The following is a 26,495-nucleotide window of genomic DNA, read 5'->3' on the forward strand; positions in this document are numbered from 1 at the left end:
GCACCTGAAATACGCAGTGAATCCCATTCGTGAAAAGAGAGAGTTCTTAAAGCAAGCTTCCCATTTTGAAAATCGCCCGAAAACCGGGAAATTTACTGAATTTCACGATGGTTTTCCCCGGCGTTTGAGAGTATAATTGAAAGTGCTGGGTTTGCATAGAGAAAAAGGGGTTGTGGACATAGAATGAATATGTTGTACGTGGTCGGGTTTATAGCTGCTTGTCTGATCGCATTGCTGCTGACTCCGTTTGTCAAGCGATTTGCTTTCTGGGTGGGCGCTGTCGATGCGCCGAATCAGCGAAAGGTACATACCCGTATCATGCCGCGTCTGGGCGGGTTGGCGATTTTTCTCGCTTTCGTTGGAGCATATTTTATCATTTCACCGGCTATCGAAACGCATAAGTCCGACGTCGCCGTCGGCTTATTGGTGGGCGGCGCGATCGTTGTGTTGGTCGGCGCGCTGGACGACAGGTTCGATTTGTCTCCTAAAGTGAAGCTGCTCGGACAAATCCTGGCGGCATGCGTCGTCGTTTACTCCGGAGTCGTGATCGACCTCGTTAATGTGCCTTTTGGCGATATGACCATTTCGCTGACTTGGCTTGCCGTACCGCTCACCATTCTCTGGATCGTCGGCGTAACGAACGCCATCAACCTGATTGACGGGCTGGACGGCTTGTCCGCCGGTGTCTCGGGAATTGCCACCGCCACCATAATGGTGCTCGCTTTGATGATGGGCAACGTAACGGTAGTGCTGCTAAGCGTTATTTTGCTCGGCAGCATCGTTGGCTTTTTATTTTTCAACTTTCATCCGGCGAAAATTTTTATGGGGGATTCCGGGGCTTTATTCCTCGGTTTTAGCTTGGCCACTTTGTCGATCCTCGGCTTTAAACAAGCCACGGTCGTGTCCTTATTGATACCGGTTATGATTTTGGGCGTTCCGCTCTCGGATACGTTTTTCGCCATCATGCGCCGCTGGGTTAACAAGATGCCTATTTCCGCAGCGGACAAAAGCCATCTCCATCACTGCTTGCTGCAGCTTGGTCTGAGCCACCGGCAAACGGTGCTCGTCATTTATGGCATTTCGCTCATTTTCGGCCTATGCTCCGTGCTTTTTGCGCAAATTCAGGACACCTTATGGGCTATGGTCATTTTGATCGCTATTCTGCTCAGCGTCATGGTCGTCGGCGCTGAAGCGATCGGCATTATCAGCAAAAGCCGCAAGCCGGTTTTGCAGTTTTTGCAGAAGCTGGCCAAAATGGTACAGGTCAGCTCTCGCGTTTCCAAATAAGCTTGGTTTGCCGGCAATTCCAACCTCTTCGGGTTGGAATTTTTTTGTTTTGCATAAATTGACATGTTTCTCTAAAAAATCGCACGGCGTTTACCGATAATTAAAGTACTTGCAACTTTTTTTGGAACACCAGGCTTATTCATGTAACAAATTTACGCAAGGGAGGTAGCTTTTTGTTTTACCAATGGTTGTAGAAGCAGCACATACATAATGTATCAATACATATCAAGGAGGAATCCATCTTGAAGCGCTTCTCAAGCAAATGGACAAGCTTGGCGATTATTATCGCGATGCTCGTCGGTATACTGCCGCCGGCGACGGCTTTTGCGGAGACCCAACTGATCATCAACGGGATCACGTATGTCGATTACAATCCGCCGGGGCCAAGCGATCCGGTTGATCATTTGACGGTTAACCCGCTGACTTTGTCCGTGACTTACCCGACACTGGACATTCCGGATGATCAAATCACGAATGTATTTTACGAAGTATTCAATGCAACGACAGGAGCTACGGAAGTCAATAACACCAATAAAGCGGTGAAGAGTACCGCAAATACGGGTGAATTGGTTTTCAATAACATCAACTTATCCGAAGGACTTAATAGGATTACGGTAAAATATCAATCGTCCACCGTATCGGCTTCTAAGCCGGCTTGGGTCTACTTCACGGCGGTTACGAACATTTCGAACCTTAAAGTGAATGGGGTCGACTTTGTCGACGATATGATGTATCCGACGCAAGCTCCTTATACCGGACTGTCCATTACCGGTACCGCCAGCAACGCCTCTCAGCTGCAGGCAACCGTAAGGGGCATCGTATATGACCCGGTTTCATTTTCCCGGGGTAATTTTACATTTGTAACCAATACCGGCCGTTCCACCGGTTTGAACTTTTCTCCAGGGGATAACTTGATCACATTTATTGCGAAAAACACTACCAATTATTATAAGGTAGAAAAATCTTTTATTTATGATGACGGCAAGGCGTTTGCTTATAAGGCGAATATCAGGCAGAAGGATCCGACTGATACTACAGCATATGAGAAGCTTGCAACCTCTCCGAGTTTGAGCAACAGCAGCGGAGCTACAACCACCGATGTAACGGTGAAAGCCAGCTTGAAAAATCCGATCAATACGAGTACATCCGCTCGTCAATATGTTTATGCCGATGTATTTACATTAAATACCAACAACAACTATATGGTTCGCTTGAACTTGATGGACGGAAGCTCGCAGCAGTTCGTGAACGGCTCGCCGGGAGTCGATGCTGCGAAGCAAGTTTCGTTCGCTTTGGACAATACGGCAAGCACATCCAACTATGACGTATCGAACTTGCTGGTGGATCTGCCGACGGACAACAATGCATTGAATCAGCAATTTATCGTTCGGTTTTATACCGATTTAACGTTCAGAACCTTCGTAGAATCCAGATACGATTTCTCGTTCCAACAATATGACCGCCCGGCGGTTGCATATGTAGAAAGAGTGATCGGCGGCGTAACGACAAAACTAAACAACACCGGAGTCACGCAGATCAACTCACTTCCTGCGGACTTGAATATTTATGTCAATTCGCCGACAACCTATGTAAAGGTGAAGCTGAACGGAGTGGACTACAATGATAACGTTGGTGGTCATGCCGCAGCTGACGACCCTTCCCAAGGTAAGGTTTATGCGGTTGAACAGAACCCTGCTCTTCAAGTTAAGGACGATAAAGGCAATATAAAAGTGCCAATTACATTGCAGGGAATTCCGGATGGGGCCATTAAGGTGCAAGTGGTTCCATATACCGGAGCGTTGGGCTCGCTTTCGAGATATCCGGCCGGCCAAAAAAATTATGATATCACCTTATTCGGCTCGCCGTACGTCATCTTGTCCAATATTTATAACGGCATGAGCGTCAAATCGTTAAGCGAATTATATTGTGGATCGACGCCGGTAGGACCATGTATCGAAGGACGGTTTGTCAACTTTACACCAGCCGATTACGACGCTGTCGTTAGCATTAACGGCAAGGAGCTTAAGCCGGTAACGCTAGATGGCGCAGGGAATTTTAAAATCACCGATTTTAAGGATAAAGACAACAATGACATACCAAACCTTTTCGCCGATGGAAAGAAGACGATTAAAGTTTCCATTTATCGGAAAAACGCGTCCGGTACCAGGCAGCTCGTGACGGAAACGAGTGTTGATATTTTCGTATTCAGCCAACAGGTCCCGGTTATTCAAGCGTTCGAACCGAAGGATAATACGAAATTTAAGCCCGGAGCCAATCCGGACACGTATGTGACGGACGAAACCGAAGTTGTACTGACGGGCTCTATATTAAATGCCGATATTGCATCAGGGCAATATACAATCACATATAATCAAGTTGGCTCGACGACCCAGGTTGTTTTGAAAACGGCGGGAACGGATTTCCCCGTTTACACGGGAATGTCGCCGCAAACGTTTGAAACCAAAAAGATACCGCTGCCGAAATATGGCGATTATACATTCCGTTTGGATGCGAAAACCGGCAACGGAAGCGTAAGCAAAACCATCACCATTTCGCGGCAGGCAACGCCATACATTATTATGTACCCGCCTGTCTTTACGAACGAAACCGGAAATGTGCAAGCAAATATCAATAAAAATTTCCAGGAAATTTTGATCCGTGCAGACGGGGCAGATAATATCGTATTTGGCAAGGATACGGTCTTGAAAAGCCAAGACTATACGAATATGGACGTTTTTAAATATGAAGCCAAGCAGCTCAAGGCTGGACAAAACTCGATTAAATTTACAATTAACCGAGGAACGACCAAACAATCCGGAACGTTGATTTTAAACAATGTGGATACGGCGATCGAAGGTGCGCAGGCTAAGCTTAATATCGCAAACAAGATGAAGGTATTTGGCGGCGACCTGGAGATCAGCTTCCCTAAGGATACCAAGTTAATGAGAAACGACATGAATCCGGCCAACCAGTTTGTATCGGCGGATCGAGATTTGTTCTTCGGCATAGCTTCCTTGTCGGACTACGGTGCCGTAGATAAATCAGAAGATGCGAATGGCGACGACATTGAAGATTTAAACGACGGGGCATCGAGGGATAAATTCAATGACGCGGCGATTGATCGATTCAAGCCTGCCAGTAAGCTGTTCTGGGTGGATGGCGGAACTATACCCGATCCAACCAGTACGACGGTTGATCTGAAGGATGCACTTCAGGGCAGCGGAACATTGCCGTTGCCGAGAAGCGGAGTCGAATATTATTCCAGAGATTTCGAGGACACCGTCATTCCGAATAAACAAGGGACTATTACCCTTAAATATGATCCAAGCATTCGCGGCGATTCCTGGAAGTATTTATCTATTTTCGAATTGACTTTTGTAGAAAAGGAAAACGGGGAAGACGACCCGCCTGAAATGAAATGGAAAAATCTTGGAGGCAAAATCGATACAAGTAAAAATACGATAACGGCAACTTTCGATAAGTTTGGCTACTTTATGGTCATGTATATGTATGATAGCTTTGATGATGTCAGAGACCATGCGTGGGCCAGGGATGACCTCGATATGCTGTATTCCAGATTTATCATGATGAATAAGTCGCCGGGCGATTTTTTACCGAATGATGCCATATCCAGAGGGGAATTCGTCACCATGCTGGTGAAAATATATGATATTCCCCTGGAAAACCGGGATACGACAAACCGTTCGGCGGATCCTCAAGATCCTTCCTCCAAGGGTACCTTCAGTGATGTGCAGCGAGGGGAAAATTTGCTTAATAGCAACGGGCTCTATGATTTTGTTCACATTGAGGCGGCCGCAAGAGCGGGGATCGTACGCGGAACCGATTCCGGTGCGTTTCTTCCCGGTGAATCCATCAAACGGAAGGACGCCGCGCAAATGCTGGCGAGGGCAGCCAATTTGAAGTTGAACAACAATATCACGAATTCCATTGCGGCATTAACGAAGCAGTTCACAGATGCTCCTGCGCTGGCAGCCAGCGACCGCTATGCGGTTCCTGCAGTCGAAGCTGTAGTGAAGGCCGGATTTATGCAAGGGATCGAGAATAGTTTGCTCCCCGGACAGAAGAAGGCGACATACCGGTTCGAGCCGGAACTTCCCATGACCCGGGCCGAAGCGGCTGTCATTGCGACAAGAATATTAAGACAGCTGAAGAAAATCCCTTAATATGACATAAAACCTCCGCCGATCACTCAGATTGGCGGGGGTTTTATACTTGGAGTGATGGAAAATTATAAGTAATGACGCAAGTGATATATCATTGTATACTAAAACTCGTGGAAGAACGATATACGGGTCGGATAGATACAAACCCCTCGAATATCGCGTCGCCTAAGTTGAGCGAAAAAACTTCAAAAAAGTTTTTTCAAAGCGCGCAACTTTTTATGAAACGCAGCGTTTAATACATTGAAAAACAAACAGAAAGAGTTAATACCCATGGTTCTCATGGATAATATTCACAAAATTAACTCTTTACCTCGCTAGTACGCCAGTGTATAATGGTTAAGGGCGCGCGAGGCTCTTGTTTCCCATTTCTAGTTTACTAGTTTCTGCGGCCTTGAGCTCGCAGACTTCAAAAATTATAATTTCGCTCAACTCTGGAAAGGGGGTGACTCGGCTAATGAGGGAATCGAGCTATAATTTTTCTACACAAAACTCTCAACAACCGAAAGATATTCGAGGAGGAGAAAAAAAGGTTATGAAGAAAAGCTTATCTACGATCTTAGCCTTGGCTATGGCGTTCTCCGCTTTCTCGTCCGTAGCTCTTGCTGCTGACCCTGCTAAGACCTCCGCTGATTTCAGCGACCTTAAGGATCTTACTGCAGACCAAAAAGCGAAGTTCGACGCCATGATTTCCGCCGGCATTTTTGACGGTGTGAAAGAAGGCGAGTTTGGCCTTAAAGAAGAAATGAACCGCGCGCAATTCGCAAAGGTTGCAGCACTTATCTTTGGTCTTAAAGTTGACACTTCCTTGAAGTCTTCCAGCTTCAGCGACGTTAAAGCTGACGATCCGGCTAACGGATACGCTCTGCCTTACATCGAAGCTGTTAAAGCTGCAGGCATCACTGATGGCTACGGCGACGGCATCTACAACCCGGCTGGCAAAGTAACCAAAGAACAACTGGCTACTTTCTTGATTCGCGGTTTGGATAAGGACAAAGACGCTAAAGCAACTCCTGGCGTTAATGACTCCACCGTTTCCGACTGGGCTAAAGGTTACGTAGCTCTTGCGCTTCAATTGAAGATTATGAGCAACGGCGCTGACGGCAAATTCGGCGGCCAAACGAACGCAACTCGCGATCTGCTGGTGCTTAGCTCCTACGAAGCTAAGCAACAATACAAGCCGAAATTCAACGGCAAGTATGCAATTGCTTCCTTGAAAGCAACTGACGCTAACGTTCTGAAGCTTGAGTTGAACGGCGCTTTGACTGAAGAAGCGGCTAAAGATCTGAAAATCGAAGTTAAGAGAGACGGAGTGGTGCTTTCTTCCGGCTACACTACAAAGTGGGACGACAAGAAAACCGTTGCGACTCTGACATTCGACGGCAAATTCCAAAACTCCACTTACACAGTAACAATCAGCGGTGTAAGCAACCTGGATGACGCTAACAAAACGGCGTCCGTTAACACAACGGTTGAGAAAATCACCAAAATCGAATTCTTGACTGCCTCCGAAACAATTCCGTTGGCAAGAGATAAGAGTGACAAGTTGCTGCAAAAAGTTCGCATCGACTTCAAAGCCACTAACCAATATGGTGCGCAGTCGAAGCTGAACGCAAGCAACTTCGATATCCGCGTTAACGGCGGTACCTTCACGACGGTTGCTGGAGAGCAAGCCATTCTCTTGACCGAAGAAGAAGGAACAGAAAGAAACGACAGAATTTCCGTTAACATCCTGCACGAAGACAGCGGTACGCAAGCAAGCAAAATCTTCACCGTTGGTGATGAGTCGCTTGTAAGCAAAGTTGAAATCGGCGATTTGTATAACGCAGCTGGAACCAAGTTGGATTATCTGGAAGCTAACAGCGCTGCTTACCTGGACGTTAAAGCTTACGACCAATATGGTTTCCGTGTACAAGAGAAAGATCTCTTGAACGATGACGTAAGAATTAATCCTAGCGACAGCGATATGGAAGTTGGTACCGACGATAAAGACGCATTTGTGGACGACATCATCGGTGACGACGCAGCTGACGTTGAGCTTCGTTCCGTAAACAACGAAGAGAAAGATATCGTTGTGACGGTATTTGCTCGCGGCGGTAACTCCGTATCGAAAACGATCAAAGTCAAAGCTTCCAAAGTGCCTGCAACTGTAGAATTCGGTTCTTACAACTACACACTGGCTGAAGACGATGTAATTACGAACGACGAAGATGTAGATGCTAAATTCTATGTTCCGTTGGTTGTCAAAGATTCCAAGGGCGAAGTGCTCGACGCTGACGATATCGTAACTGCATTCGACAACGGCGGTAAGAACAACAAGTTCAGAATCAACTCGACCAGCGGTATCGATCTGGACAGAAATGCAGAGATCGTTACAACGGGCGCTCATAAAGGCCAAATCAAAATTGCTGGCGTAAGCAGAAAAGGTTCCCAACAAATTACTGTTGAACTGGAAGATTATCCGAACCAAAAAGCACAGCTTAGCATTCCGGTAAGTGAAGCGCGTAAAGCTGAATCTATCAAGTTCGCTACTACGCCGAAGAAATACATGGTTCGCGGCACGGACACTGAAATGAAGTTCAAGATCTACGACCAAAACGGTACAGAAATGAAATATGATACCGACGTAGACAATGATTACTACGTAACATTGACTTACACTGGTACTCCTGCTGTTACAAGTTCGGTATATACGGAAGAGGTATACCTCGGTTCTAAGGAACTTTTGGCTACTCCGAATAATACGAACTACAAGAACTACTATGGCAACAAAGCTACAGTTCTCACTACTGTATATGGCTCTGGCGCAACGAACACGAAAGACTTCAACATGATCAGAATTGAAGATTATAAAGACAACTACGATAAGGGCATTGTACAAGACGAGTGGAAGAACTTCTTCAACAAATCCTTCAAGTTCTACTCGACTCCTAATGCACCTGTAGGTACTTGGACGTTGAAAGCTACTCTTTATAAGAAAGAGGTCAAAACTTCCAAAGTATCTGAAATCGATAGCCTGTCGACAACTATCGAACTTCTCGATCCTGACAAGTCCGACAACAAGTTGACCTATGAAGCATACCTTGACAAAGGCGTTAACAACACGATCCTTGCTGCAGACGATTTTGCTGATCTTGATATCGCAACTCTCTACAGCAAGTATCCGAAGCTGACGAAAGAAATCAAGGTAAGAGCTAAGAAAAACGGTGGAGAAGATGTCGCAGTTCCAACAGATATCGTATCCGCTTCTTCCAGCAACACCAAAGTAGCTAACATTGCAAATAGTAAATTTGTTGGCGGCTTGGAAGCTGGTACTGCAAAAGTCAGCGTTATCTTCAAGAATGCTAAAGGCCAACAAGAAACTAAGTCGATTGATGTTACTTCGAAGAACGAAGGTCCTTCTGTAACAAGTATCGCTCTTGCTAAGGCTGGTAAGAATGTTGCTAGAAGCATCCTTACAGGCGATGGTAAGTACCTCTGGGCTAAAGAGCTTGCTGAGAAGATCACTGTTAAAGACCAATACGGCGATGAAGTAGTATCTAACTTCTCTCCTGGCGAAGACAGTGAAGAAGCAAAAGATGCCGATCAATTCTTGATCGCTGATCCTAATGCGTCTGGCAGCAAGAACATCAACGATCTGCTGAAGGTGACCTTCTACGTCAGCGACATCACTTACGCTAGCGGCACTGCAGATAAGTCTGACGCAGTCACAGTTAATCCGAATACCGGCAAAGTGGTTTACACTGATAATGGTGCAGATGCTAGAAAGATTACAGGCTTTACTGTAAATGCACAAGCACCGAGCGGTGTAACAGCTTCCTTCGGCGTAACTATCAAGTAATATCATTTTAGTAAAAAAAGGAGACCCTTCGGGGTCTTCTTTTTTCATTAAAAAGCTAAGCGGAAAACAAACTGTGAGTAAACTATAACCATCAGAAAAGAGATGAATTATGAAACATATCATTCCCAAAGTTATCGCAGTTGTCGTATTCTTATCAATGAGTACGGTGGTTGTAAATGCTGCTGATCCCATAACCGGTACTTTAGACGATCCTTTGGTTACCCGTAGTTATGTTGAGCAAAAGGTCAAACAATTAATAGTTGAGGAACTGGGAAAAGCAAACGATCCATCAAAAGCAAAGGAGCCATCGTCGGCAGCTAACAATAATGCGGGGTTAACCGTCATCAACCTCACCCCCGGACAAACACTGTACGCAGATGCGGGGACAGAAATCATCATACGCACCGGAAAAGTAACGGCGGTGAGTTCCGACGAAAACGGGATCCCCGACGTAACATCCGGAAAAGACATACAGGCCGGATCTGCGGTGGAACTAAACCATCTGCTGATCTTCCCTAAGGAAGGCAGGGGCATCAAAAGCGATCCAAAACTGAAACAGGATACATATGTCATGGTTCGCGGAAGCTTTACCATCACGAATCCGGATGGAACCAAGGCAGCGCCAACACCATAATTTTGCCCGTGCTGACAACATCTTATTCGTTTTGTCCCGACCCCGCAGGCCATAATAAAGATGTACTCGAAAACTTCAGGAGGTGGACGTTATGGCCAGAAACAACAACAAAAAGGTTGTACCTGAAAGCCAGAAAGCACTCGATGCACTGAAGTATGAAATTGCCGCCGAGATGGGGCTGCCTGTAGGTAAACAAATCGGGAATTCCAATGTCGAATTCGCAACGGAATTGGGAGCTATTCCGGCATCTTCAGTCAAGGAAGATTATTGGGGGCATATTGCGTCCCGGGATACCGGAGCCGTCGGTGGAGCCATTACAAGCCGGCTTATCCGGAAAGCGGAAGAAATGTTGTTTTCGCTGTAAATTGTTATAAATTCATTAATTTTCTTACCTTGCCGTTGGAATTATTGACAGTCCTCGACAAATCCAGTAACATATAAAATTGAAGGTCCGAAGACAAACCTTTTCCAATCGGAAAAGGTTCATTTTTTGTAAGGTGATTTTGATTATTGGAGGTTGAGAATATGTCCGTAGAGCGCGGCAGACGTTTGTTTACGTCGGAGTCGGTAACGGAAGGTCACCCGGACAAGATTTGTGACCAAATTTCCGATGCGGTTTTAGATGCATTTTTGAAAAATGATCCTAATGCACGTGTGGCATGCGAAGTTTCGGTAGCTACGGGTTTGGTTCTGGTCATTGGAGAGATCAGCAGCCAATCCGAGTTTGTAGACATCCAATCAATCGCTCGCCAAACGATTAAAGATATCGGTTATACCCGCGCCAAATACGGCTTCGATTCGCAAACCTGCGCAGTTCTCGTTTCCTTGAACGAACAGTCCCCGGATATCGCTCAAGGTGTAAATAAAGCGTTGGAAGCGCGCGAAGGGCAAATGACCGACGATGAGATCGAAGCGATCGGAGCCGGCGACCAAGGGCTGATGTTTGGTTTTGCAGTCAATGAAACGCCGGAGCTGATGCCGCTTCCGATTTCTATCGCACACCAACTGGCTCGCAGATTGACTGAAGTGCGTAAAAACGGTACTTTGCCTTATTTGCGTCCGGACGGCAAAACTCAAGTGACGGTAGAATACGACGGCGACACGCCGGTACGCGTCGATGCGATCGTCGTATCCACTCAGCACAGCGAAGATGTAACGTTGGAGCAAATTCAGGCGGACATTAAGGAACATGTGATCAAACCGATCGTACCGGAGAAATTTCTGGACGCCGAAACGAACTACTACATCAACCCGACAGGCCGTTTTGTAATCGGCGGTCCTCATGGTGATGCCGGCCTGACCGGCCGTAAAATTATCGTCGATACGTACGGTGGTTATGCCCGCCATGGCGGCGGCGCATTCTCCGGGAAGGACCCGACGAAGGTGGACCGTTCCGGCGCTTACGCGGCGCGTTATGTAGCGAAAAACATCGTGGCAGCCGGCCTTGCAGACAAATGTGAAGTGCAGGTAGCCTACGCAATCGGCGTAGCGAAGCCGGTATCGATCAGTGTCGATACTTTCGGTACGGGCAAAGTCAGCGAAGAGAAACTTGTCGAGCTGATTCGCAAGCATTTCGACCTGCGCCCTGCCGGCATTATTAAAGCACTTGATCTGAGGAAGCCGATTTACAAGCAAACTGCCGCTTATGGCCACTTTGGCCGCAATGATCTGGACGTTCCTTGGGAGCGCACGGACAAAGCGGAATTGCTCAAGGCAGACGCCTATAAATAAAAAATCAGGTTACCGAAGCACGGAACCATCCTTCCAACCGAAGGGTGGTTTTTTCTTTTTTCCGTCAAAATTAATAGAAGTTTGTATCGGAACTTTTTTCATAGAGATAGAGTCTATTATTAGGGAGAGTGAAAGTGAAAGGGGAAAAACAACATCATGGCTTTACAAAAACGCATTTGGATGAAAGTTATACCAGCGGTTGTGGCGGGGCTCGTCATCATACAGACGCCAGGCTTAAGTTTATATGCAGTTCCTGCGGCGTATGCCGCTGATGCGCCAACCGTTACACAGGTGAGCGAGGACATTTTGACATCCGGAGCGGTGTTGAAAAAATATGTATGGAAAACGGTCAGAAACAAAAAAGAAGTGCAAGTAAACGGGAATGTGATAGAAGTAGACTTAACGAATCCGAACGTCAAGCTGGATGTCATGACCGGTACGAACAATCAGTTTACGAAAAAGCAGACCGTCAATGCTATGGCCAAGGAAACGAAAGCGGTCGCCGGCATTAACGGGGACTTTTATAATACGCAGGCGGAAGGTGTTCCGGACGGGCCGGAAATTGCAGGCGGCCAGTTGATGGCGACGCCGCCTAACCTGCCCGGACAATATTCGTTTGCCATCGACAAAAACAATACGCCCATCGTGGATATGTTTATTTTCCAAGGTCAAGTAACGGCGAAAGATGGCACGACCTTCCCGCTGGGCGGGATCAATAAAACCTATTATTGGCCTGATGATTCCGGCAACGACACGCATGTCGACGGTTTGTTCATGTATACCGATGCATGGGGACAAATCGACCGGTCAAACAACGGCACGAGCGTGCCGACCGAGGTGCTCGTGCAAAAAGGGATCATTACGAAGATCGCACCTGATAGCGTCATACAAATGATCGCACCCAAAGACGGATACATTTTGCGCGCGGCGGGGAAAGCGGCTGAATTTGTCAAAGCACATTTGAAAGAAGGCGAACCGCTGAAAGCCGATTATGCCGTACTTCCGAAAGACTCGTATAAAAATTACGACGTTAAAAATTTCAAAATGATGATCGGCGGTCATACGATTTTGGTCCATGAAGGGCAGCCGTCTGCATTTACGATCGATATTAAGGAAATCGGCGGTTACAGCTACCGCTCCCGCACGGCGATCGGTTATTCCCAGGATCAGAAAAAGGCTTACCTCATCACTGTCGACAATGCCGGAGAAAGCAAAGGGATGACGATGCCCGAGCTCCAGCAGTTTATGATCCAAGTCGGGGTTTGGAAGGGAATGACGCTGGACGGCGGAGGTTCGACACAGATGGTGGCGAGGCCGTTCGGCGAATTTGAGACGAAGCTCGTCAACAAAACGGAAACCGGCATCGAACGAAAGGTTGTCAACGGAGTCGGCGTCTATTCGACAGCTCCTCAGGGCGAAGTGAAGGGGATTACGATTCAAGGGCCTAATTTGTTGTTTATTAACGAGCAAGCCCCTTATTCGTTTAAGGCTTATGACGAATATTACAACCCGGTTGTTACCGATAAGGTGACGGCGCAATGGAGCGCTCCCGCCGATTTGGGGACGTTTAAAGATAATGTTTTCTCGCCGACCAAAGCAGGTATCACCAAAATTACAGTAGCGTCCGGCAAAGGAACGAACAGCATGGACGTCGAGGTGGTAGGCCGGGATCAGCTTTCCGGCATGAAGATCAATGCGAACGATCTGGTCTTGACCGAGGGAGAGAGCTACAAGCTTCCGGTTATTGCAACGTCGAAATCGGGCAAAACGCGGGAAATTCCACCGGAGCTCGTGCAATGGGAAGTGCTGGGGATTCAAGGCAGCGTAGACAAAGGCGTGCTCACGGTCAAAAGCTTGGCCGGAAGCAGCACCGCCCAGCTCATCGCAAGGTACGACGGCTACAGCACGATGTTGACCGTTCCGATCGGTGTAGACAAGGTATGGTACGACTTGGACAATAAGGCGGTAATGACCATGTCTCGAACATCCATGGAAGAAATTCAGGCTTCCGTCAATATTGTGCCTACACCGTGGGGCAACAAGGTGCTGCAGCTCGATTACGACCTGGGCCGCGGCAAAAACACAAGAGCCGCTTACGCTTCGTTCGATACGGGCATACAAATCGAAGACCAGCCGCAGTTTATGAAACTTAAAGTCAACGGAGACGAGAGCTTGAACTGGCTGCGGGCGGAAGTGCTCGACGGTTCCGGTGCGCTGCAATATATCGATATTGCAAAAAATATCAACTGGAAGGGCTGGAAGCTGCTTACCGTCGATTTTTCCGATTATAACCTCAAATATCCGATCACGCTGAAAAGCATTTATGTCGTCAGCGTCGAGGAAGGGCAGGACGAACGGCAGCCGAAGGGCAGCATCCAGCTCGACGATATCACGTTCACGTACAAAGGGAAGCTTTCCGGCGTCAGCAACAACAGTGTCAAGCTGACGGTCAACAAAACCGCGGTTTCCGTGAACTGGAAAAATATGACGCTGGAGCAGGCTCCGGTTATTATTAAGGACAATACGATGATTCCGATTCGTTTTGTGACCGATGCATTGGGTGGGACGGTTCGTTGGGACGACAAGGAGCGCAAGGTGACGATCATCCGCGGCGACAAAATGATCGATCTGTGGATCGATAATCCCGATCTGCTCATTAACGGTGAGCGCGTGACCGCGGAAGTCGCACCGCGCATCATGAATAACCTGACGATGGTACCGCTGCGCATTTTGTCGGAAAAACTCGGTTGGAAAGTGACCTGGGATGCAAAAACCCAGCAGATCACACTGGAATAAAATAGTGCTATGTGAGCAGTACAAAAGGGCTACAGGTGTGATACTATAAGTTTATGGTAAACTAGTCCGCTCACAAAGGAGCCAGGTCATTTCATGCAGCCCGATGCCTTGGATCGCATCATTAAAAACGCCATCAATGTGATGGAAAGCAGCAAATATCAAATTTTCGAAATATGCGAAACCTCGCGCACCGAACGCGATGCTTTAAAAAAGGAACTGGAAGAGGTTATCCAGGAAACTACGATGACGATCGATCTGGTTGACAAACTCGAGATAGATTACCGAAGAGCGCGCGTGCGGCTGACCGAGGTGAGCAGAGATTTTCATAAATTCAAGGAAGAAGACATTAAAATTGCGTATGAAGCGGCAACTCTCATTCAAACTCAGCTTACCTTATACCGGGAAAAAGAGATCCATTTAAAATCTCGCCGGGATGAACTGCAAAAAAGAATTAAAAGTGTCGATAAACAAGTAGAACGGGCGGAAACGATCGTTTCTCAAATGAACGTCGTTTTGGAGTATTTGTCCGGCGACTTAAACCAGGTGACACGAATTATCGAATCGGCGAAAAACCGGCAGCTGCTGGGGCTCAAAATCATTTTGGCCCAAGAAGAGGAGCGGAAGCGGATCGCAAGGGAAATTCACGACGGCTTGGCGCAAACACTAGCGAACGTTGTTCTGAGGACGGAAATCACGGAACGGATGCTCGTCAAGCAGGCATACTCCAGCGTCAAGGAGGAGTTGGCTGACCTTAAAGGCCAGGTTCGGAGCGGGATTGAAGAGGTGCGCAAAATTATCTTCAATCTCCGCCCGATGGCGCTGGATGACTTGGGGCTTGTGCCGACGCTGCGCAAATTTGTGCAGGATTTTGAAGACAAATCGAAAATCCGCACCAAATTCGAAATGGCTGGCAAGGAAATCCGTCTTCCTTCAGGAATGGAGGTGGCGGTGTACCGCCTCGTCCAGGAAGCTTTCTCCAATGTGGTCAAGCATGCAAACGCGTCCTTCGTCACGCTGGAGCTCGTATTTCAGCAGCAGATGGTAAAAATTACGGTAGCCGACAACGGCGTCGGGTTCCAGGTGGACACGGTGTCCACGCAAATTCAGCGCGGCGCGGGACATTACGGCTTGGTCGGCATGAGGGAGCGCGTAGAGCTGCTGGAGGGTCGAATAGACATCGTGTCGGCCAAAGGGGCCGGAACGAAAATATCTATGGTCATTCCAATTTCATCGGAGCAAAAGGAGGAACAGACGAATGGACTTCATGGGGAATACGAAACGTAATATCAGGTTGGTGCTGGCGGATGATCACCAGCTGTTTCGGGAAGGCGTCAAACGCATTCTCAATATGGAAAACGATCTTGAAGTCATCGGCGAATGCGGCGATGGCATTCAGGTGCTGGAGCTGTGCAACGCGCTTCATCCGGACATTGTGCTGATGGACATCAACATGCCCATCGAGAACGGCGTCGTGGCGACGGAGAAACTGAAGGAAATTTTCCCTGACATCAAGGTCATCATCTTATCGATTCACGATGATGAGAGTTATGTTTTTGAAACGCTCCGCAAAGGCGCGAGCGGATATTTGCTCAAGGATATGGAAGCCGAATCGCTTATTAACGCCATTCGCTCCGTAGTGGCCGGACATGCCTACATTCACCCGAAGGTCACCGGCAAGCTGATCAATCAGCTCCGAAGAATGACTTATCTGGACGAGGCCGGTGTTGCCGGAGGTTCTTCGACCAAAGAAGCGGGCGTCAAGTACGTGCATTCCGACAATAGTCCGCTGACCCGCAGGGAAGCCGAAGTGCTGAGGCTGATGGCGGAAGGCAAGAGCAACAAGTCGATCGGGGAGTTTTTGTTCATCAGCGAAAAAACGGTTAAAAACCACGTCAGCAGCATTTTGCAAAAGATGGAAGTGGACGATCGCACGCAAGCAGTCATCATCGCCATTAAAAACGGCTGGGTCACATTGTAGAACGGGATTAAGGCGAGGCATTTTTTCGAAGCGTTTCGGCAAGCAGGAACCAACTGCGTCATTGCGGCATATAATGTTTTTAAGGGAGGGAGCCGCAATGATGGTAGGGTTACTGTGGATTGTAGGAAGTTATGCTGCTGCGATTGCTTTCGTTCATTGGATGTATCGGATAAGCCGAGGCAAGCGGAAGCGATTGACGCACTATGTCCTCGTCACGCTAAACAACCAGTTGCAAATGGAATGGTATTTGCGTTCTTTGTTTTTTTTCTCGCGGATGAAAGGACGCAGCATTTCCGTTACCATCGTAGATGAAGGCTCGACGGACGAAACGCTCGATATCGCCAGGCGAATCAGCCATGAGAAAGACGTGTTCATTCGCGTGGAAGAGGGTTTTGAAGGATTCGATTCCTATATGGCGGAACATATGGATGAAGAAGTCGTTGTTGTGAAACTGAGCGGTGTAGATGACATACGAAAAGCGCCTTTGTTGCTGCAGTAACCGCTTACAATGCAGGGCAGGTGAAACATGAAGGCATGGCTTTATGCGATTGCCGGACCGCGGGAATGGCACTGGCGTATCAGCCTGGACATGAATGCGGATCTGGATTATTGGTTCGAACGGTCGGGTGAGCAAGCGGAAATCCGATGGTTGGAACCGTCCGTTTCATTCGGACAAGCCGTAGAGTTGAAAGCGGCGCTCGGAAGACAAGGCGGGGTTGATCGGGATGAAGAACATAAGCTGCTGACGGCGGTTCAACATGCGGCTAAACGAATTTCGTTACCGGAGAACTTAATTCGCCACATGACAATGCGGCGTAGCGCATATCCACCTGGGGAAGCTATGACCGGACGAGCTGCTGCCGAAATGAAAGCGTTCCGGCAGTGCATGCAGGGAAGGTCGCTGTACTACGAAGAGATCGTGCAGCTGATCGGCTTTTACGGCGGTTTGCGTGAAATCCCCGCTCGTCCGAAGTATTTCATCCAGCGAGGATACCTGGAGGGCTGGCTCGATCTCGAGCAGGGCATTTTCGCAAAGCCAAAAACGTGGTGGGCGCGTCTGACCGGCCGCTCGGAGCGTGTATGCCGCAGATGCGGCGGCAGTGAGCATCTTTTTTACACGGAATGTCTGTTTTGCGAGACGCTTTGCCCTTATTGCGAGCAATGTCTCAATATGGGAAAAATACGTTACTGCTCCCCGCTCGTTTCGGTCAAAAGAGAGTCTGCCGTTCGGGAACCGGTTCCGGTGCAGGATTTGACCGTCTATACCGATTCGTGGGGATTAAGCGATATTCAAGCGGATGCTTCGGGAGAAGCGCTGCGGTTTCTGGCCGAAACGACCGGCACGTCAGTGACGAGTGAGCCCAGACGTTTTTTAATTTGGGCGGTGACCGGAGCGGGCAAGACGGAGATGATTTTTCCGCTGATCGCTTTTGAGCTCTCGCATGGTGGAAGAGTGCTTGTGACCACGCCGCGCAAAGATGTCGTGCTGGAACTGGAGCCGCGGTTAAGCAGAGCTTTCCACGACATCAAAGTCGTCACGCTGTACGGCGGAAGCAAGGAACGCTGGGAGCGCGGCGAGCTGACAATAGCGACGACGCATCAGCTGCTGCGTTTTGCCGAGGCGTTTGATCTGATCATTATCGATGAAATAGACGCATTTCCGTATCACAACAATCCCATGCTGGAGCATGCCGCCCGAAGAGCATTGGTTCCCGGGGGCTCCTACATATATCTTTCCGCGACACCGCCGGAGCCGCTTCAAAAAGCGGTGCGAAGACGTGACGTTGCTTGTGCCAGAGTACCTGCGCGTTATCACCGGCATCCGCTGCCGGTCCCCAAGATTTTGACCGTCAAACCTCTAAGAATGCTGCTCAAAAACCGGAGTATCCCATCATCTTTGCTGAACGCCATGAAATCATCGATAAACCGTGGGGCGCAGCTGTTTATTTTTGTTCCGAAAATTCAATTGGTCGACCCACTTGTCAGCCTATTGCGCACCTATTTTCCAGGCTTGCCCATAGAAGGCACATCTTCCAAAGACGAGGGGAGAGGCGCTAAAGTCGTGCAATTCCGCGCCACCGATGTTCGCATGCTCGTTACGACCACCATCCTGGAGCGGGGAGTCACGATCCCCAAATCGGATGTGATTATCCTGGATGCGGACGCTCCCATTTTCGATTCGGCCGCGTTAGTGCAAATGGCAGGACGGGCTGGAAGATCGAAGGACGATCCCGCAGGGAACGTATATTTTGCCAGGCAGGAGAAAACCGCGGCCCAGGTGAAAGCAATCAAACAGATAACCGACATGAACAAGATCGCCTGGAAAAAAGGCTACTTGCTTCTCCGCGGCGGAAAGGAGGGGTAGGCGGTTGCAGACGGATTGGAAAAAATGGACAAGCCGGGTGTTCGGTCAGGCAGTCGGCCGGGCGGAAAGCTGGATGGCTCCGAAAGCGTATGACTGCCTGTACTGCCGCAGATCGTATAAAGGGAAGCATCCGCTCCATTTGTGCCCCGCATGCGCGGAAGCGATCCCCTGGATTCGCAGCGTGCAGTGCGGCATATGTGGACGTTATGAGACATGCCACGACTGTCAACGACGGACTCAAACCTACTTCGTACATAACCGCAGTGCGGTGGAATACAATCCGATGATGAAGGAACTGCTCGCCCAATATAAATACCGCGGCTCGGAGCGGCTGCGGCACCTGATGGGAACTATTTTGCTTCACGCATTTCATCTGCACCGGGAGGCGGCTCCGGCCGAAGAGGCAGTCAGTGTCATCACCTATGTACCGTTAAGCGTGCAAAGGCTGGAAGAGCGCGGCTTTAACCAGGCACGTCAGCTAGCCGAAGATTTGGGAATGATGACGGGAGTACCTGTTTGGCCTTTTCTGCGAAGGACAAGGCATACGGATAAACAAAGCTTTAAAACAAGAGGACAACGTTTGGGCGATTTGGAAGGAGCTTTTATTCTGGATGAGAATTTCATTCCGGCTGCAAGGCGGCTACTTGGCCGTCACAGATTGCACATTATGATTGTAGACGATGTGTATACGACCGGAAGCACGCTCAATCAATGTGCCAAAACGATAAAGGAAGAGTTAGACTGCGACGTTTTCGGAATCAGTTGGTCCAGGTAAGCAGTTTTGAAAAAAATTTGAACTGCAAAAAAAAGTATGCAAATTCACAGAATTTAAGCTACACTAGGTGTACAATAAATTATCGGACCACGGAAAGCTGGGGGTATTCGGATGAGCCTGAACGTCGGAAATTGTCCCAAATGCGGGAAAGTTTATGTAAAGAACATACACGGCTTGTGCCCTAATTGTATAAAAGAAACGGAGCTCCAGCTCATGAAGTGCATCAATTATTTAAGAGAATTCCGCGAATGCACGCTTCAGGAACTGAGCGAAGCGACCGAAGTGCCGATACGGCAAATTACGAGATTTATTCGCGAGGGACGCATCTCCATTAAAAATAACCCCAATATGAGCTTGATTTGCGAAGTATGCAGCACTCCTATCCGCGAAGGGCTCATGTGCGAATCGTGCCGTGCCCGCTTGGCTAAAGATGCCAGTAATCTGGCCGAAGACGAGCGAAGACGACAGCAGCTGCAGGAAGAACGAGCGGAAAAACAGTCTTTTAATATTAGGGACAGACTAAAAGATCGTTTGAAATAATAATCGAATATAAATTTTTAAAACCCACCTGCCGATAAGAGTATTAAAAGCTTTTATCGGTTTATTTATTTGGGGGAAAATGAGGTGTTGAATGATGAAAATCAACGGAACAAACCGGATCGGAAATGTGAACGAATATAAGAAGTCCTTGGAGTCGAGAACCGCGAACACCGCCGGCAAAAAAGACAAGGCCAAGGACCAGGTTGAAATTTCCGCTACAGCCAAAGAACTGCTCGGCTCGCAAGGAACGGAACAAGCCAAAGAGCGAATCGAACAACTGAAAAATTCCGTTGCCGCGGGTACTTATCATGTTGAAGCCAAGAAAATTGCAGAGAAGCTGCTCCCTTTTATCGAGAATTGATCTGAATAATTTAAAAAACGGAGCGGGTGAACGAACATGTATTTGCCGTTGTTATTCGATGTGATGGACAAGCTGAATGCAGTACACCAGGAACTGCTCCAACTTGCCGGGGAAAAGCGTCAAGTGATCGTTCGGAATGAGATAGATCAATTGATGCAAATTGTGGCAAAAGAAAGCAAGCTGCTGAAGCAAGTCACGGAGCTGGATCGGCAGCGCATTGACGCCATTGGCAAATACATGTTGGAGAAAGGATTTCGTCCGAATCCGAATGTAACCGTCAGCGACTTGATGAAAATAATTTTCAAAGCTGAAGAAAAGAAACCGCTGCAGGAAGCGCATGATCAACTTTTGCAAACCATTAACGAACTGCGGGCAATCAATGCGTTAAATCAGACGTTGATCGAACAATCACTTGCGTTCATACAGTATTCGATGGATCTGGTACTGGGACCCGACGAAGAGGCGGTTTATCATAATCCGCAACAGCAGAATACCTATGGAAAACGGAACGGGATATTTGATACAAGAGCTTAAATTTCCGGACGAGATCAAATTGAAAATAATCTAAGGGGGTTTACAGATGCGCTCGACATTTGGCGGCATTGAAATAGCCAAACGCAGCTTGTTTACACAGCAGGCAGCTTTATCGACAACAGGTCATAATATTGCGAACGCGAATACGGATGGGTATTCGCGACAGGTCGTCAATATGGTGGCTTCCCGTCCGATCGAATATCCCGGTATAATGCGAAGCAATGTCCCTGGACAGATGGGACAAGGCGTGGAGTTCGATCATATAAATCGGGTTCGTGAAAAGTTCTTGGACAATCAGTTCCATAATGAAAATAAGAATTTGGGCGATTGGACGGTGCGTAAAGATACGCTGGACAAACTTGAAGCGATCGTCAATGAACCTTCCGATACGGGAATTCGCCAAGTGATCGAAGGTTTCTGGAGTGCTTGGCAGGAGCTCAGCAAATCGCCCGAAAATACAACGGCGCGAGTGCTCGTCAAAGAACGCGCGTTGTCATTGACGGATGCTTTTAATCATACTTCGAAGCAGCTTAGCGATTTGTCGAGCGATTTGACGGAAAATATCGGTGCCAAAGTAAACGAAATTAATTCGATTACCGGACAGATTGCCAAATTGAATGAGGAAATTTACCGGATTGAAGGACTCGGCAATGACGCCAATGATCTTCGGGATCAGCGCGATTTGTTAATGGACGATTTATCGAAGATCGTCAATATTTCCTATACAGAAGAAGATAAAGGCTACAATGTGAAAATGGGAAATGTTCAGCTTGTAAGCGGAAATACGAATCCGACTATATTTACCCAACAAACATTGGAAGCTGCTTATGGAAAGGATTTGAACAGCGGCGAAGTCTACGGCATGATTTATTCCCGGGATAAGACCGTAGCCGACTATCAATTCCAATTGGACTCCATGCTGAAAGCTCTTGTGCAAGGGGATATGAAAGTAACGATTCCTAAAGGCGCAGTCATGGCAGAAGGAACAAAATTGACTGTGGTCAATGCGGACGGAACGACAACGGAGAAGACGTTTACGGGGACGCTGGAGGAGCGCACGGTAGCAGACGATACTCCGGTTATTGTAAAAGGATTTAATGGCCTTCATCAGCTGGGGTATGCCGGTTCCAACCCGCCCAAGACAGGCATCCCATTCTTTACGCTTAAGCCGGGAACGACGGAATTTAATGCTGCCAATATCACGGTGAATCCCGATATTGTAAACGATCCCTCGAACGTGTCTACAGCGATGCGAACTTTTATCGATACGGACGGCGTTGAAAAGGTGGTCAAAGGAAATAACGATATGGCGCTCCTTGCGGCAAACGTAAGCAACATTCGCGTTAATTTTGACCCTTCCAAAACCGGAAGGCCATCGCTGACGGACGGCACATTTGATGAGTTTTTCCGATCTATCGTGGGTGAGCTGGGGGTTCAAAGCCAGGAGGCTACCCGTCAGGCAACGAACCAGCAAATTTTGGTCGAGCAAGTCCAATCCCGGCGAATGGCGGTGAGCGGCGTTTCCTTGGACGAGGAAATGTCGAACATGATCAAGTTTCAGCATGCCTACAATGCTGCGGCACGGGCGCTTACAACGTTTGACGAAATGTTGGATAAGGTTATCAACGGTATGGGCGTTGTTGGACGCTAATAAGTAATATGATGAGGTGACAAAGTCCGATGACAATGCGAGTAACGCAAGGGATGCTCAATAACCAATTATTAAGAAATATAAGTTCCAACTTAAATCGGATTAACAATCATCAAAATCAATTGTCAACCGGCCGCACAATTAATAAGCCTTCGGATAATCCGGTCGGTATGACGTTTTCTTTAAGATACCGCAGCGAGCTCTCAGTTAATGACCAGTATGAGAGTAATGTAGCGGGTGCCGTTTCCTGGCTGGAATATACGGATACGATGTTATCCCAGTCGGGGGATGTTCTGCAGCGTGTAAGGGAACTTGCCGTTCAAGGCGCCAACGGAACCAATCCTCAAACGGCCTTGGACTCCATTAAAAGCGAAGTGGATCAGTTAAAGGCCCAACTCGTTAACATTGCCAATAGCGAATTTAACGGGAAGTATGTGTTTAACGGACAACTGACCGATAAAGCGCCTTATGGTCAAGCAACAGCTGCGGGCGATACCACTGACTCAGGACAAATCAATTTCGAAATCGGAGTCGGAGTTCGTATATCGGTTAATGTTCCGGGGAATAAAGTATTTGGGGATCCGTATGATCCGAACGATCCGGCAAAAGCGAACAACGATAACATATTCAGGGTATTGGATGATCTTTCGAAATCGCTTGGTGACGGGAATATTCCGGGAGTCGAGGATGCTCTAGGCCGCTTGGATAAGAGAATGGATGTGTTTCTGGAAAACAGATCCGATGTGGGGGCGAAGTTAAACCGCATTGAGTTGGCGCAATCCCGTTTGGAAGATATCAACGTAAATCTTCAATCCCTCCAATCGAAAACAGAGGACGCTGATATTTCCGAGGTCATTACAAACCTGAAAACGGATGAAAATGTGTACCAAGCATCTCTTTCCGTAGGCGCTAAAATTATCAGCGCAAGCCTGGTAGACTTCCTGAGATAGGAGGGTGCAGACCGGTGAATATCCCTCGAATCCAGATTCATCAGCAGTTTGCACAAATAGGTATTGATGCAGAGCTGGGGCAACAAAGCATCAAGCAGCCGCAAGCAACGCTTGATATGAATATCGAATTGCCCAAAGTACAGATCGATGCCGAGGACGGAAAATTGAGCATTGATCAAAGCAAAGCTTTTGAAGGTCTGGGACATGGGCCGTTTCTGCAAGTAATGAGCCAACTTTATACCCGGTCCGCCAATATCGGATTGCAAGGGATCGCTAAAATTGTTGCCGACGGTAACCGCATGGCACAAATAACCAACCCGACCAATGCGTTTGCGGAGCTCGCCAAGAATGCGGCATTTGATTCTCTTGAATATCGCCCTCTAGGCACACCTTCTTACGATAATGTGGACGTTCATTATGAGCCTGGACCGCTTGATATTAACTTGCAGCAAGGCAGCATCAACTTGCAAACCCATCCTAATCGTCCGGAATATCATTATTATCGCGGCAAATTTGACGTATATTTGCTTCAGAAAGCTGACATCGATATTATACCTCCCCGGATCAGTGAAAGAATCTAAGCCCTTATAAAAGCTATAGACATTTGTTCTATGGCTTTTTGGTTTTATTGTATGCATTTCGTTAGAACAGGAGATGAATCGGTTTGATCAAATTAGAAACCTCGTTATTTGGTGAGATGGAAATTTCCGACGATAAGATTATTTATTTTCCGAGTGGCATTCCGGGCTTTGAAGATATGGAGAGGTTCACCATCATTGAACCCGATCCCAGCATTCCTTTTTCTTATCTGCAATCTGTTCAAAATGGAGAATTGCAATTCATTTTAGTGGATCCGTTTGTCTGCTTCAGCGGATACGAAATTGAAATACCGGAAGCCGTACAGGAGGAGCTCCAAATACAAAGTTTCGAGGAACTGGTCATTCGATCGATCGTTTCTGTCCAAGATAAACTTGATAAGGCTACGGCTAATCTTCTGGCCCCTATTGTCATTAATGTTAAAAAGATGATCGGCAAACAGGTCGTTCTTCACGATTCCGTTTTTACGACCCGGCATAATTTATTTGTACCATCCGTTTCGGAATAATCGCTAAGGGGGGATATACAGTGCTGGTGCTTTCGCGTAAAAAAGGGGAATCGATCATGATTGGAGATCATATCGAGCTTATCATCCTGGGAACGGAGGGCGATTCGGTTCGAATTGGGATCAATGCTCCGAAGCATATTGAGATTCATCGAAAAGAAGTGTTTATCGCAATAAAGCAGTCCAATGAAGAGGCATCGAAGAGTAGGATCGCACTGACCGCCTTGGGCGAGCTGTTTAAGAAACGCGATCAATAATGGGGATGACAAAGTTTTTATATAAAGGTCGAAATATTTGATATTTTGCTATAAACAAATGGCAAACTTCCTCCGATATTAATAATTAGAGTCTATTCGAATAGGGCGGCCGACCTAGTCGAATAGATAAAAAATCCACATGGAAGTGGATGAATACCCTTCAGGGAGGAAGAATAAAAATGAGAATTAATCACAACATTGCAGCATTGAACACTCATCGCCAATTGGTTGGCAACACGAATGCAGCAAGCAAATCTTTGGAAAAGCTGTCTTCCGGTCTTCGCATTAACCGTGCAGGCGACGACGCTGCAGGTCTTGCAATCTCCGAGAAAATGCGCGGCCAAATCCGCGGTTTGGACCAAGCTAGCCGTAACGCTCAAGACGGCATTTCCTTGATCCAAACAGGTGAAGGTGCGCTGAATGAAACTCACAGCATCCTGCAACGTATGCGTGAGCTGTCTGTTCAATCTGCTTCCGACACGAACACGGACCAAGACCGTAAAAACCTGCAAGACGAAATGAACCAGCTGGTCAAAGAAATCGACCGTATCCGCGATACCACGGAGTTCAACACGAAGAGCTTGCTTGACGGATCGCTGGGTGCTAAGCATGCGGCATCCGGAGCTAATATTCAAGCAAATACGGCTATTAGCGGCGGTACTTCTCAGATTGGCAACAGCACGAAATTGCAGGATTTGACAGATGTAAACGGCAAATCCCTTGGAATCAGCGGCGGTGCAACGGTTACTGTATCCTGGGTTTCCAGTGGCACGTTCCATACTGTTGACCTCAAGGGAACGGATACGTTCTCTACACTGGCAACTAAGTTGGGTGCTACACTTGGTAAAGATACTTCCGGCCATGTTACCTTCACGTCGAAGACTGGTTTGGCCAATGCCATTCACGGCTTGACGCTTACTGTTAAGGATAGCAGCGGTAATGCAGTTAATTCCGCTACCAAAGCACTGTCTTCCTTTACTGAAACTTCCGGTGCATACAACAAGCAAGTCAATGACGGAAGCTTGCTGTTCCATATCGGCGCCAACACTGATCAGAACGTCTCGCTTTCCATTAACGATATGGGCGCTGAAGCACTTGGCGTTAAAGACCTGAAAATCGATAAGCAAAACAAAGCGAACGTTGCAATCAAAGTTGTTGACGAAGCTATCCAGAAAGTATCTGCTGAGCGCTCCAAATTGGGTGCAATGCAAAACCGTCTGGAACATACAATCAACAACTTGGGAACAGCTTCCGAGAACCTGAGTGCATCCGAATCCCGTATTCGCGATGTAGACATGGCTCAAGAGATGACTCAGTTCACGAAGAACAACATCCTTACGCAAGCTGCACAAGCAATGTTGGCTCAAGCGAACCAACAGCCGCAAGGCGTTCTTCAATTGCTGGGCTAATAACAGATTTAACTGCAAAAGAGACTTTAGGTCATCTAAAGTCTCTTTTTTCTGCCCAGTAATACCTCTAACATTTTGGATCTAAATGACCGATAATAATATC

At 47.6% G+C, this 26,495-nt stretch carries 21 protein-coding genes; all 21 read left to right on the forward strand.

Features of this window, described 5'->3' with window-relative positions:
• Positions 1–183 precede the first annotated feature (183 nt).
• The 21 genes from MYS68_RS30475 to MYS68_RS30575 all read left to right on the forward strand — a co-directional run bounded on the left by MYS68_RS30475 (position 184) and on the right by MYS68_RS30575 (position 26,392).
• Positions 184–1,287, forward strand: a complete 1,104-nt coding sequence (locus tag MYS68_RS30475) for a glycosyltransferase family 4 protein (RefSeq protein ID WP_248929401.1) — start codon at positions 184–186, stop codon at positions 1,285–1,287.
• 1,340 nt (positions 1,288–2,627) lie between these two features.
• On the forward strand, positions 2,628–5,471 hold the full coding sequence (locus tag MYS68_RS30480) for an S-layer homology domain-containing protein (protein WP_248931061.1): 2,844 nt from the start codon (positions 2,628–2,630) through the stop codon (positions 5,469–5,471).
• A 532-nt stretch (positions 5,472–6,003) separates the two neighbouring features.
• Positions 6,004–9,309 (forward strand): S-layer homology domain-containing protein, encoded by a 3,306-nt coding sequence (locus MYS68_RS30485; protein ID WP_248929402.1) that lies wholly within the window; start codon positions 6,004–6,006, stop codon positions 9,307–9,309.
• A 109-nt stretch (positions 9,310–9,418) separates the two neighbouring features.
• Positions 9,419–9,943, forward strand: a complete 525-nt coding sequence (locus MYS68_RS30490; protein WP_248929403.1) for a hypothetical protein — start codon at positions 9,419–9,421, stop codon at positions 9,941–9,943.
• A gap of 91 nt (positions 9,944–10,034) precedes the next feature.
• Positions 10,035–10,307, forward strand: coding sequence for an alpha/beta-type small acid-soluble spore protein (locus MYS68_RS30495; protein ID WP_248929404.1), 273 nt, complete (start codon positions 10,035–10,037; stop codon positions 10,305–10,307).
• A 161-nt stretch (positions 10,308–10,468) separates the two neighbouring features.
• Positions 10,469–11,674, forward strand: a complete 1,206-nt coding sequence (gene metK, locus MYS68_RS30500; RefSeq protein WP_248929405.1) for a methionine adenosyltransferase — start codon at positions 10,469–10,471, stop codon at positions 11,672–11,674.
• Between the two features lie 156 nt (positions 11,675–11,830).
• Positions 11,831–14,470, forward strand: a complete 2,640-nt coding sequence (locus tag MYS68_RS30505; protein ID WP_248929406.1) for a stalk domain-containing protein — start codon at positions 11,831–11,833, stop codon at positions 14,468–14,470.
• Between the two features lie 93 nt (positions 14,471–14,563).
• Positions 14,564–15,754: a sensor histidine kinase gene (locus MYS68_RS30510; protein ID WP_248929407.1), complete on the forward strand. Its 1,191-nt coding sequence runs from the start codon at positions 14,564–14,566 to the stop codon at positions 15,752–15,754.
• The gene (locus MYS68_RS30515) at positions 15,726–16,448 is read left to right on the forward strand and encodes a response regulator (protein WP_248929408.1); all 723 of its coding nucleotides are present in this window, start codon (positions 15,726–15,728) and stop codon (positions 16,446–16,448) included. The genes MYS68_RS30510 and MYS68_RS30515 overlap by 29 nt, the downstream gene beginning before the upstream one ends.
• A gap of 97 nt (positions 16,449–16,545) precedes the next feature.
• Positions 16,546–16,947 (forward strand): hypothetical protein, encoded by a 402-nt coding sequence (locus tag MYS68_RS30520; RefSeq protein ID WP_248929409.1) that lies wholly within the window; start codon positions 16,546–16,548, stop codon positions 16,945–16,947.
• A 27-nt stretch (positions 16,948–16,974) separates the two neighbouring features.
• The gene (locus MYS68_RS30525) at positions 16,975–18,813 is read left to right on the forward strand and encodes an ATP-dependent helicase ComFA (protein ID WP_248929410.1); all 1,839 of its coding nucleotides are present in this window, start codon (positions 16,975–16,977) and stop codon (positions 18,811–18,813) included.
• A 4-nt stretch (positions 18,814–18,817) separates the two neighbouring features.
• The gene (locus MYS68_RS30530) at positions 18,818–19,588 is read left to right on the forward strand and encodes a ComF family protein (protein WP_248929411.1); all 771 of its coding nucleotides are present in this window, start codon (positions 18,818–18,820) and stop codon (positions 19,586–19,588) included.
• 213 nt (positions 19,589–19,801) lie between these two features.
• Positions 19,802–20,128 (forward strand): flagellar protein, encoded by a 327-nt coding sequence (locus MYS68_RS30535; RefSeq protein WP_338043631.1) that lies wholly within the window; start codon positions 19,802–19,804, stop codon positions 20,126–20,128.
• A 91-nt stretch (positions 20,129–20,219) separates the two neighbouring features.
• Positions 20,220–20,489 carry a flagellar biosynthesis anti-sigma factor FlgM gene (gene flgM, locus MYS68_RS30540; RefSeq protein ID WP_338043632.1) on the forward strand — a complete coding sequence of 90 codons (270 nt, stop codon included), beginning with the start codon at positions 20,220–20,222 and terminating at the stop codon, positions 20,487–20,489.
• 36 nt (positions 20,490–20,525) lie between these two features.
• A complete protein-coding gene (locus MYS68_RS30545; protein ID WP_248929413.1) occupies positions 20,526–21,023 on the forward strand; it encodes a flagellar protein FlgN in 498 nt (165 codons plus the stop codon).
• A 46-nt stretch (positions 21,024–21,069) separates the two neighbouring features.
• The gene (gene flgK / locus MYS68_RS30550; RefSeq protein ID WP_248929414.1) at positions 21,070–22,674 is read left to right on the forward strand and encodes a flagellar hook-associated protein FlgK; all 1,605 of its coding nucleotides are present in this window, start codon (positions 21,070–21,072) and stop codon (positions 22,672–22,674) included.
• A 35-nt stretch (positions 22,675–22,709) separates the two neighbouring features.
• Complete coding sequence (gene flgL / locus MYS68_RS30555; RefSeq protein WP_248931063.1) at positions 22,710–23,624, forward strand: flagellar hook-associated protein FlgL; 915 nt, start codon at positions 22,710–22,712, stop codon at positions 23,622–23,624.
• Positions 23,625–23,638: 14 nt separating this feature from the next.
• Positions 23,639–24,205, forward strand: coding sequence for a DUF6470 family protein (locus MYS68_RS30560; RefSeq protein ID WP_248929415.1), 567 nt, complete (start codon positions 23,639–23,641; stop codon positions 24,203–24,205).
• An 83-nt stretch (positions 24,206–24,288) separates the two neighbouring features.
• Positions 24,289–24,729: a flagellar assembly protein FliW gene (gene fliW / locus MYS68_RS30565; protein ID WP_248929416.1), complete on the forward strand. Its 441-nt coding sequence runs from the start codon at positions 24,289–24,291 to the stop codon at positions 24,727–24,729.
• 20 nt (positions 24,730–24,749) lie between these two features.
• Positions 24,750–24,983 carry a carbon storage regulator CsrA gene (csrA, locus tag MYS68_RS30570; RefSeq protein WP_248929417.1) on the forward strand — a complete coding sequence of 78 codons (234 nt, stop codon included), beginning with the start codon at positions 24,750–24,752 and terminating at the stop codon, positions 24,981–24,983.
• 179 nt (positions 24,984–25,162) lie between these two features.
• The gene (locus MYS68_RS30575) at positions 25,163–26,392 is read left to right on the forward strand and encodes a flagellin N-terminal helical domain-containing protein (protein WP_248929418.1); all 1,230 of its coding nucleotides are present in this window, start codon (positions 25,163–25,165) and stop codon (positions 26,390–26,392) included.
• The last annotated feature ends 103 nt before the right edge of the window (positions 26,393–26,495 follow it).

The sequence above is a fragment of the Paenibacillus hamazuiensis genome, assembly GCF_023276405.1.
Lineage (GTDB): Bacteria > Bacillota > Bacilli > Paenibacillales > NBRC-103111 > Paenibacillus_AF > Paenibacillus_AF hamazuiensis.

Excerpts from the sequence above, each read along its gene's own strand:
- MYS68_RS30525 (WP_248929410.1), top strand. The coding sequence starts at position 16,975 with ATGAAGGCATGGCTTTATGCGATTGCCGGACCGCGGGAATGGCACTGG.
- MYS68_RS30575 (WP_248929418.1), top strand. The coding sequence starts at position 25,163 with ATGAGAATTAATCACAACATTGCAGCATTGAACACTCATCGCCAATTG.
- MYS68_RS30520 (WP_248929409.1), top strand. The coding sequence starts at position 16,546 with ATGATGGTAGGGTTACTGTGGATTGTAGGAAGTTATGCTGCTGCGATT.
- MYS68_RS30505 (WP_248929406.1), top strand. The coding sequence starts at position 11,831 with ATGGCTTTACAAAAACGCATTTGGATGAAAGTTATACCAGCGGTTGTG.
- flgK (WP_248929414.1), top strand. The coding sequence starts at position 21,070 with ATGCGCTCGACATTTGGCGGCATTGAAATAGCCAAACGCAGCTTGTTT.
- MYS68_RS30495 (WP_248929404.1), top strand. The coding sequence starts at position 10,035 with ATGGCCAGAAACAACAACAAAAAGGTTGTACCTGAAAGCCAGAAAGCA.
- MYS68_RS30485 (WP_248929402.1), top strand. The coding sequence starts at position 6,004 with ATGAAGAAAAGCTTATCTACGATCTTAGCCTTGGCTATGGCGTTCTCC.
- MYS68_RS30510 (WP_248929407.1), top strand. The coding sequence starts at position 14,564 with ATGCAGCCCGATGCCTTGGATCGCATCATTAAAAACGCCATCAATGTG.
- MYS68_RS30545 (WP_248929413.1), top strand. The coding sequence starts at position 20,526 with ATGTATTTGCCGTTGTTATTCGATGTGATGGACAAGCTGAATGCAGTA.
- MYS68_RS30515 (WP_248929408.1), top strand. The coding sequence starts at position 15,726 with ATGGACTTCATGGGGAATACGAAACGTAATATCAGGTTGGTGCTGGCG.
- MYS68_RS30475 (WP_248929401.1), top strand. The coding sequence starts at position 184 with ATGAATATGTTGTACGTGGTCGGGTTTATAGCTGCTTGTCTGATCGCA.
- metK (WP_248929405.1), top strand. The coding sequence starts at position 10,469 with ATGTCCGTAGAGCGCGGCAGACGTTTGTTTACGTCGGAGTCGGTAACG.
- flgL (WP_248931063.1), top strand. The coding sequence starts at position 22,710 with ATGCGAGTAACGCAAGGGATGCTCAATAACCAATTATTAAGAAATATA.
- MYS68_RS30490 (WP_248929403.1), top strand. The coding sequence starts at position 9,419 with ATGAAACATATCATTCCCAAAGTTATCGCAGTTGTCGTATTCTTATCA.
- flgM (WP_338043632.1), top strand. The coding sequence starts at position 20,220 with ATGATGAAAATCAACGGAACAAACCGGATCGGAAATGTGAACGAATAT.
- MYS68_RS30535 (WP_338043631.1), top strand. The coding sequence starts at position 19,802 with ATGAAGTGCATCAATTATTTAAGAGAATTCCGCGAATGCACGCTTCAG.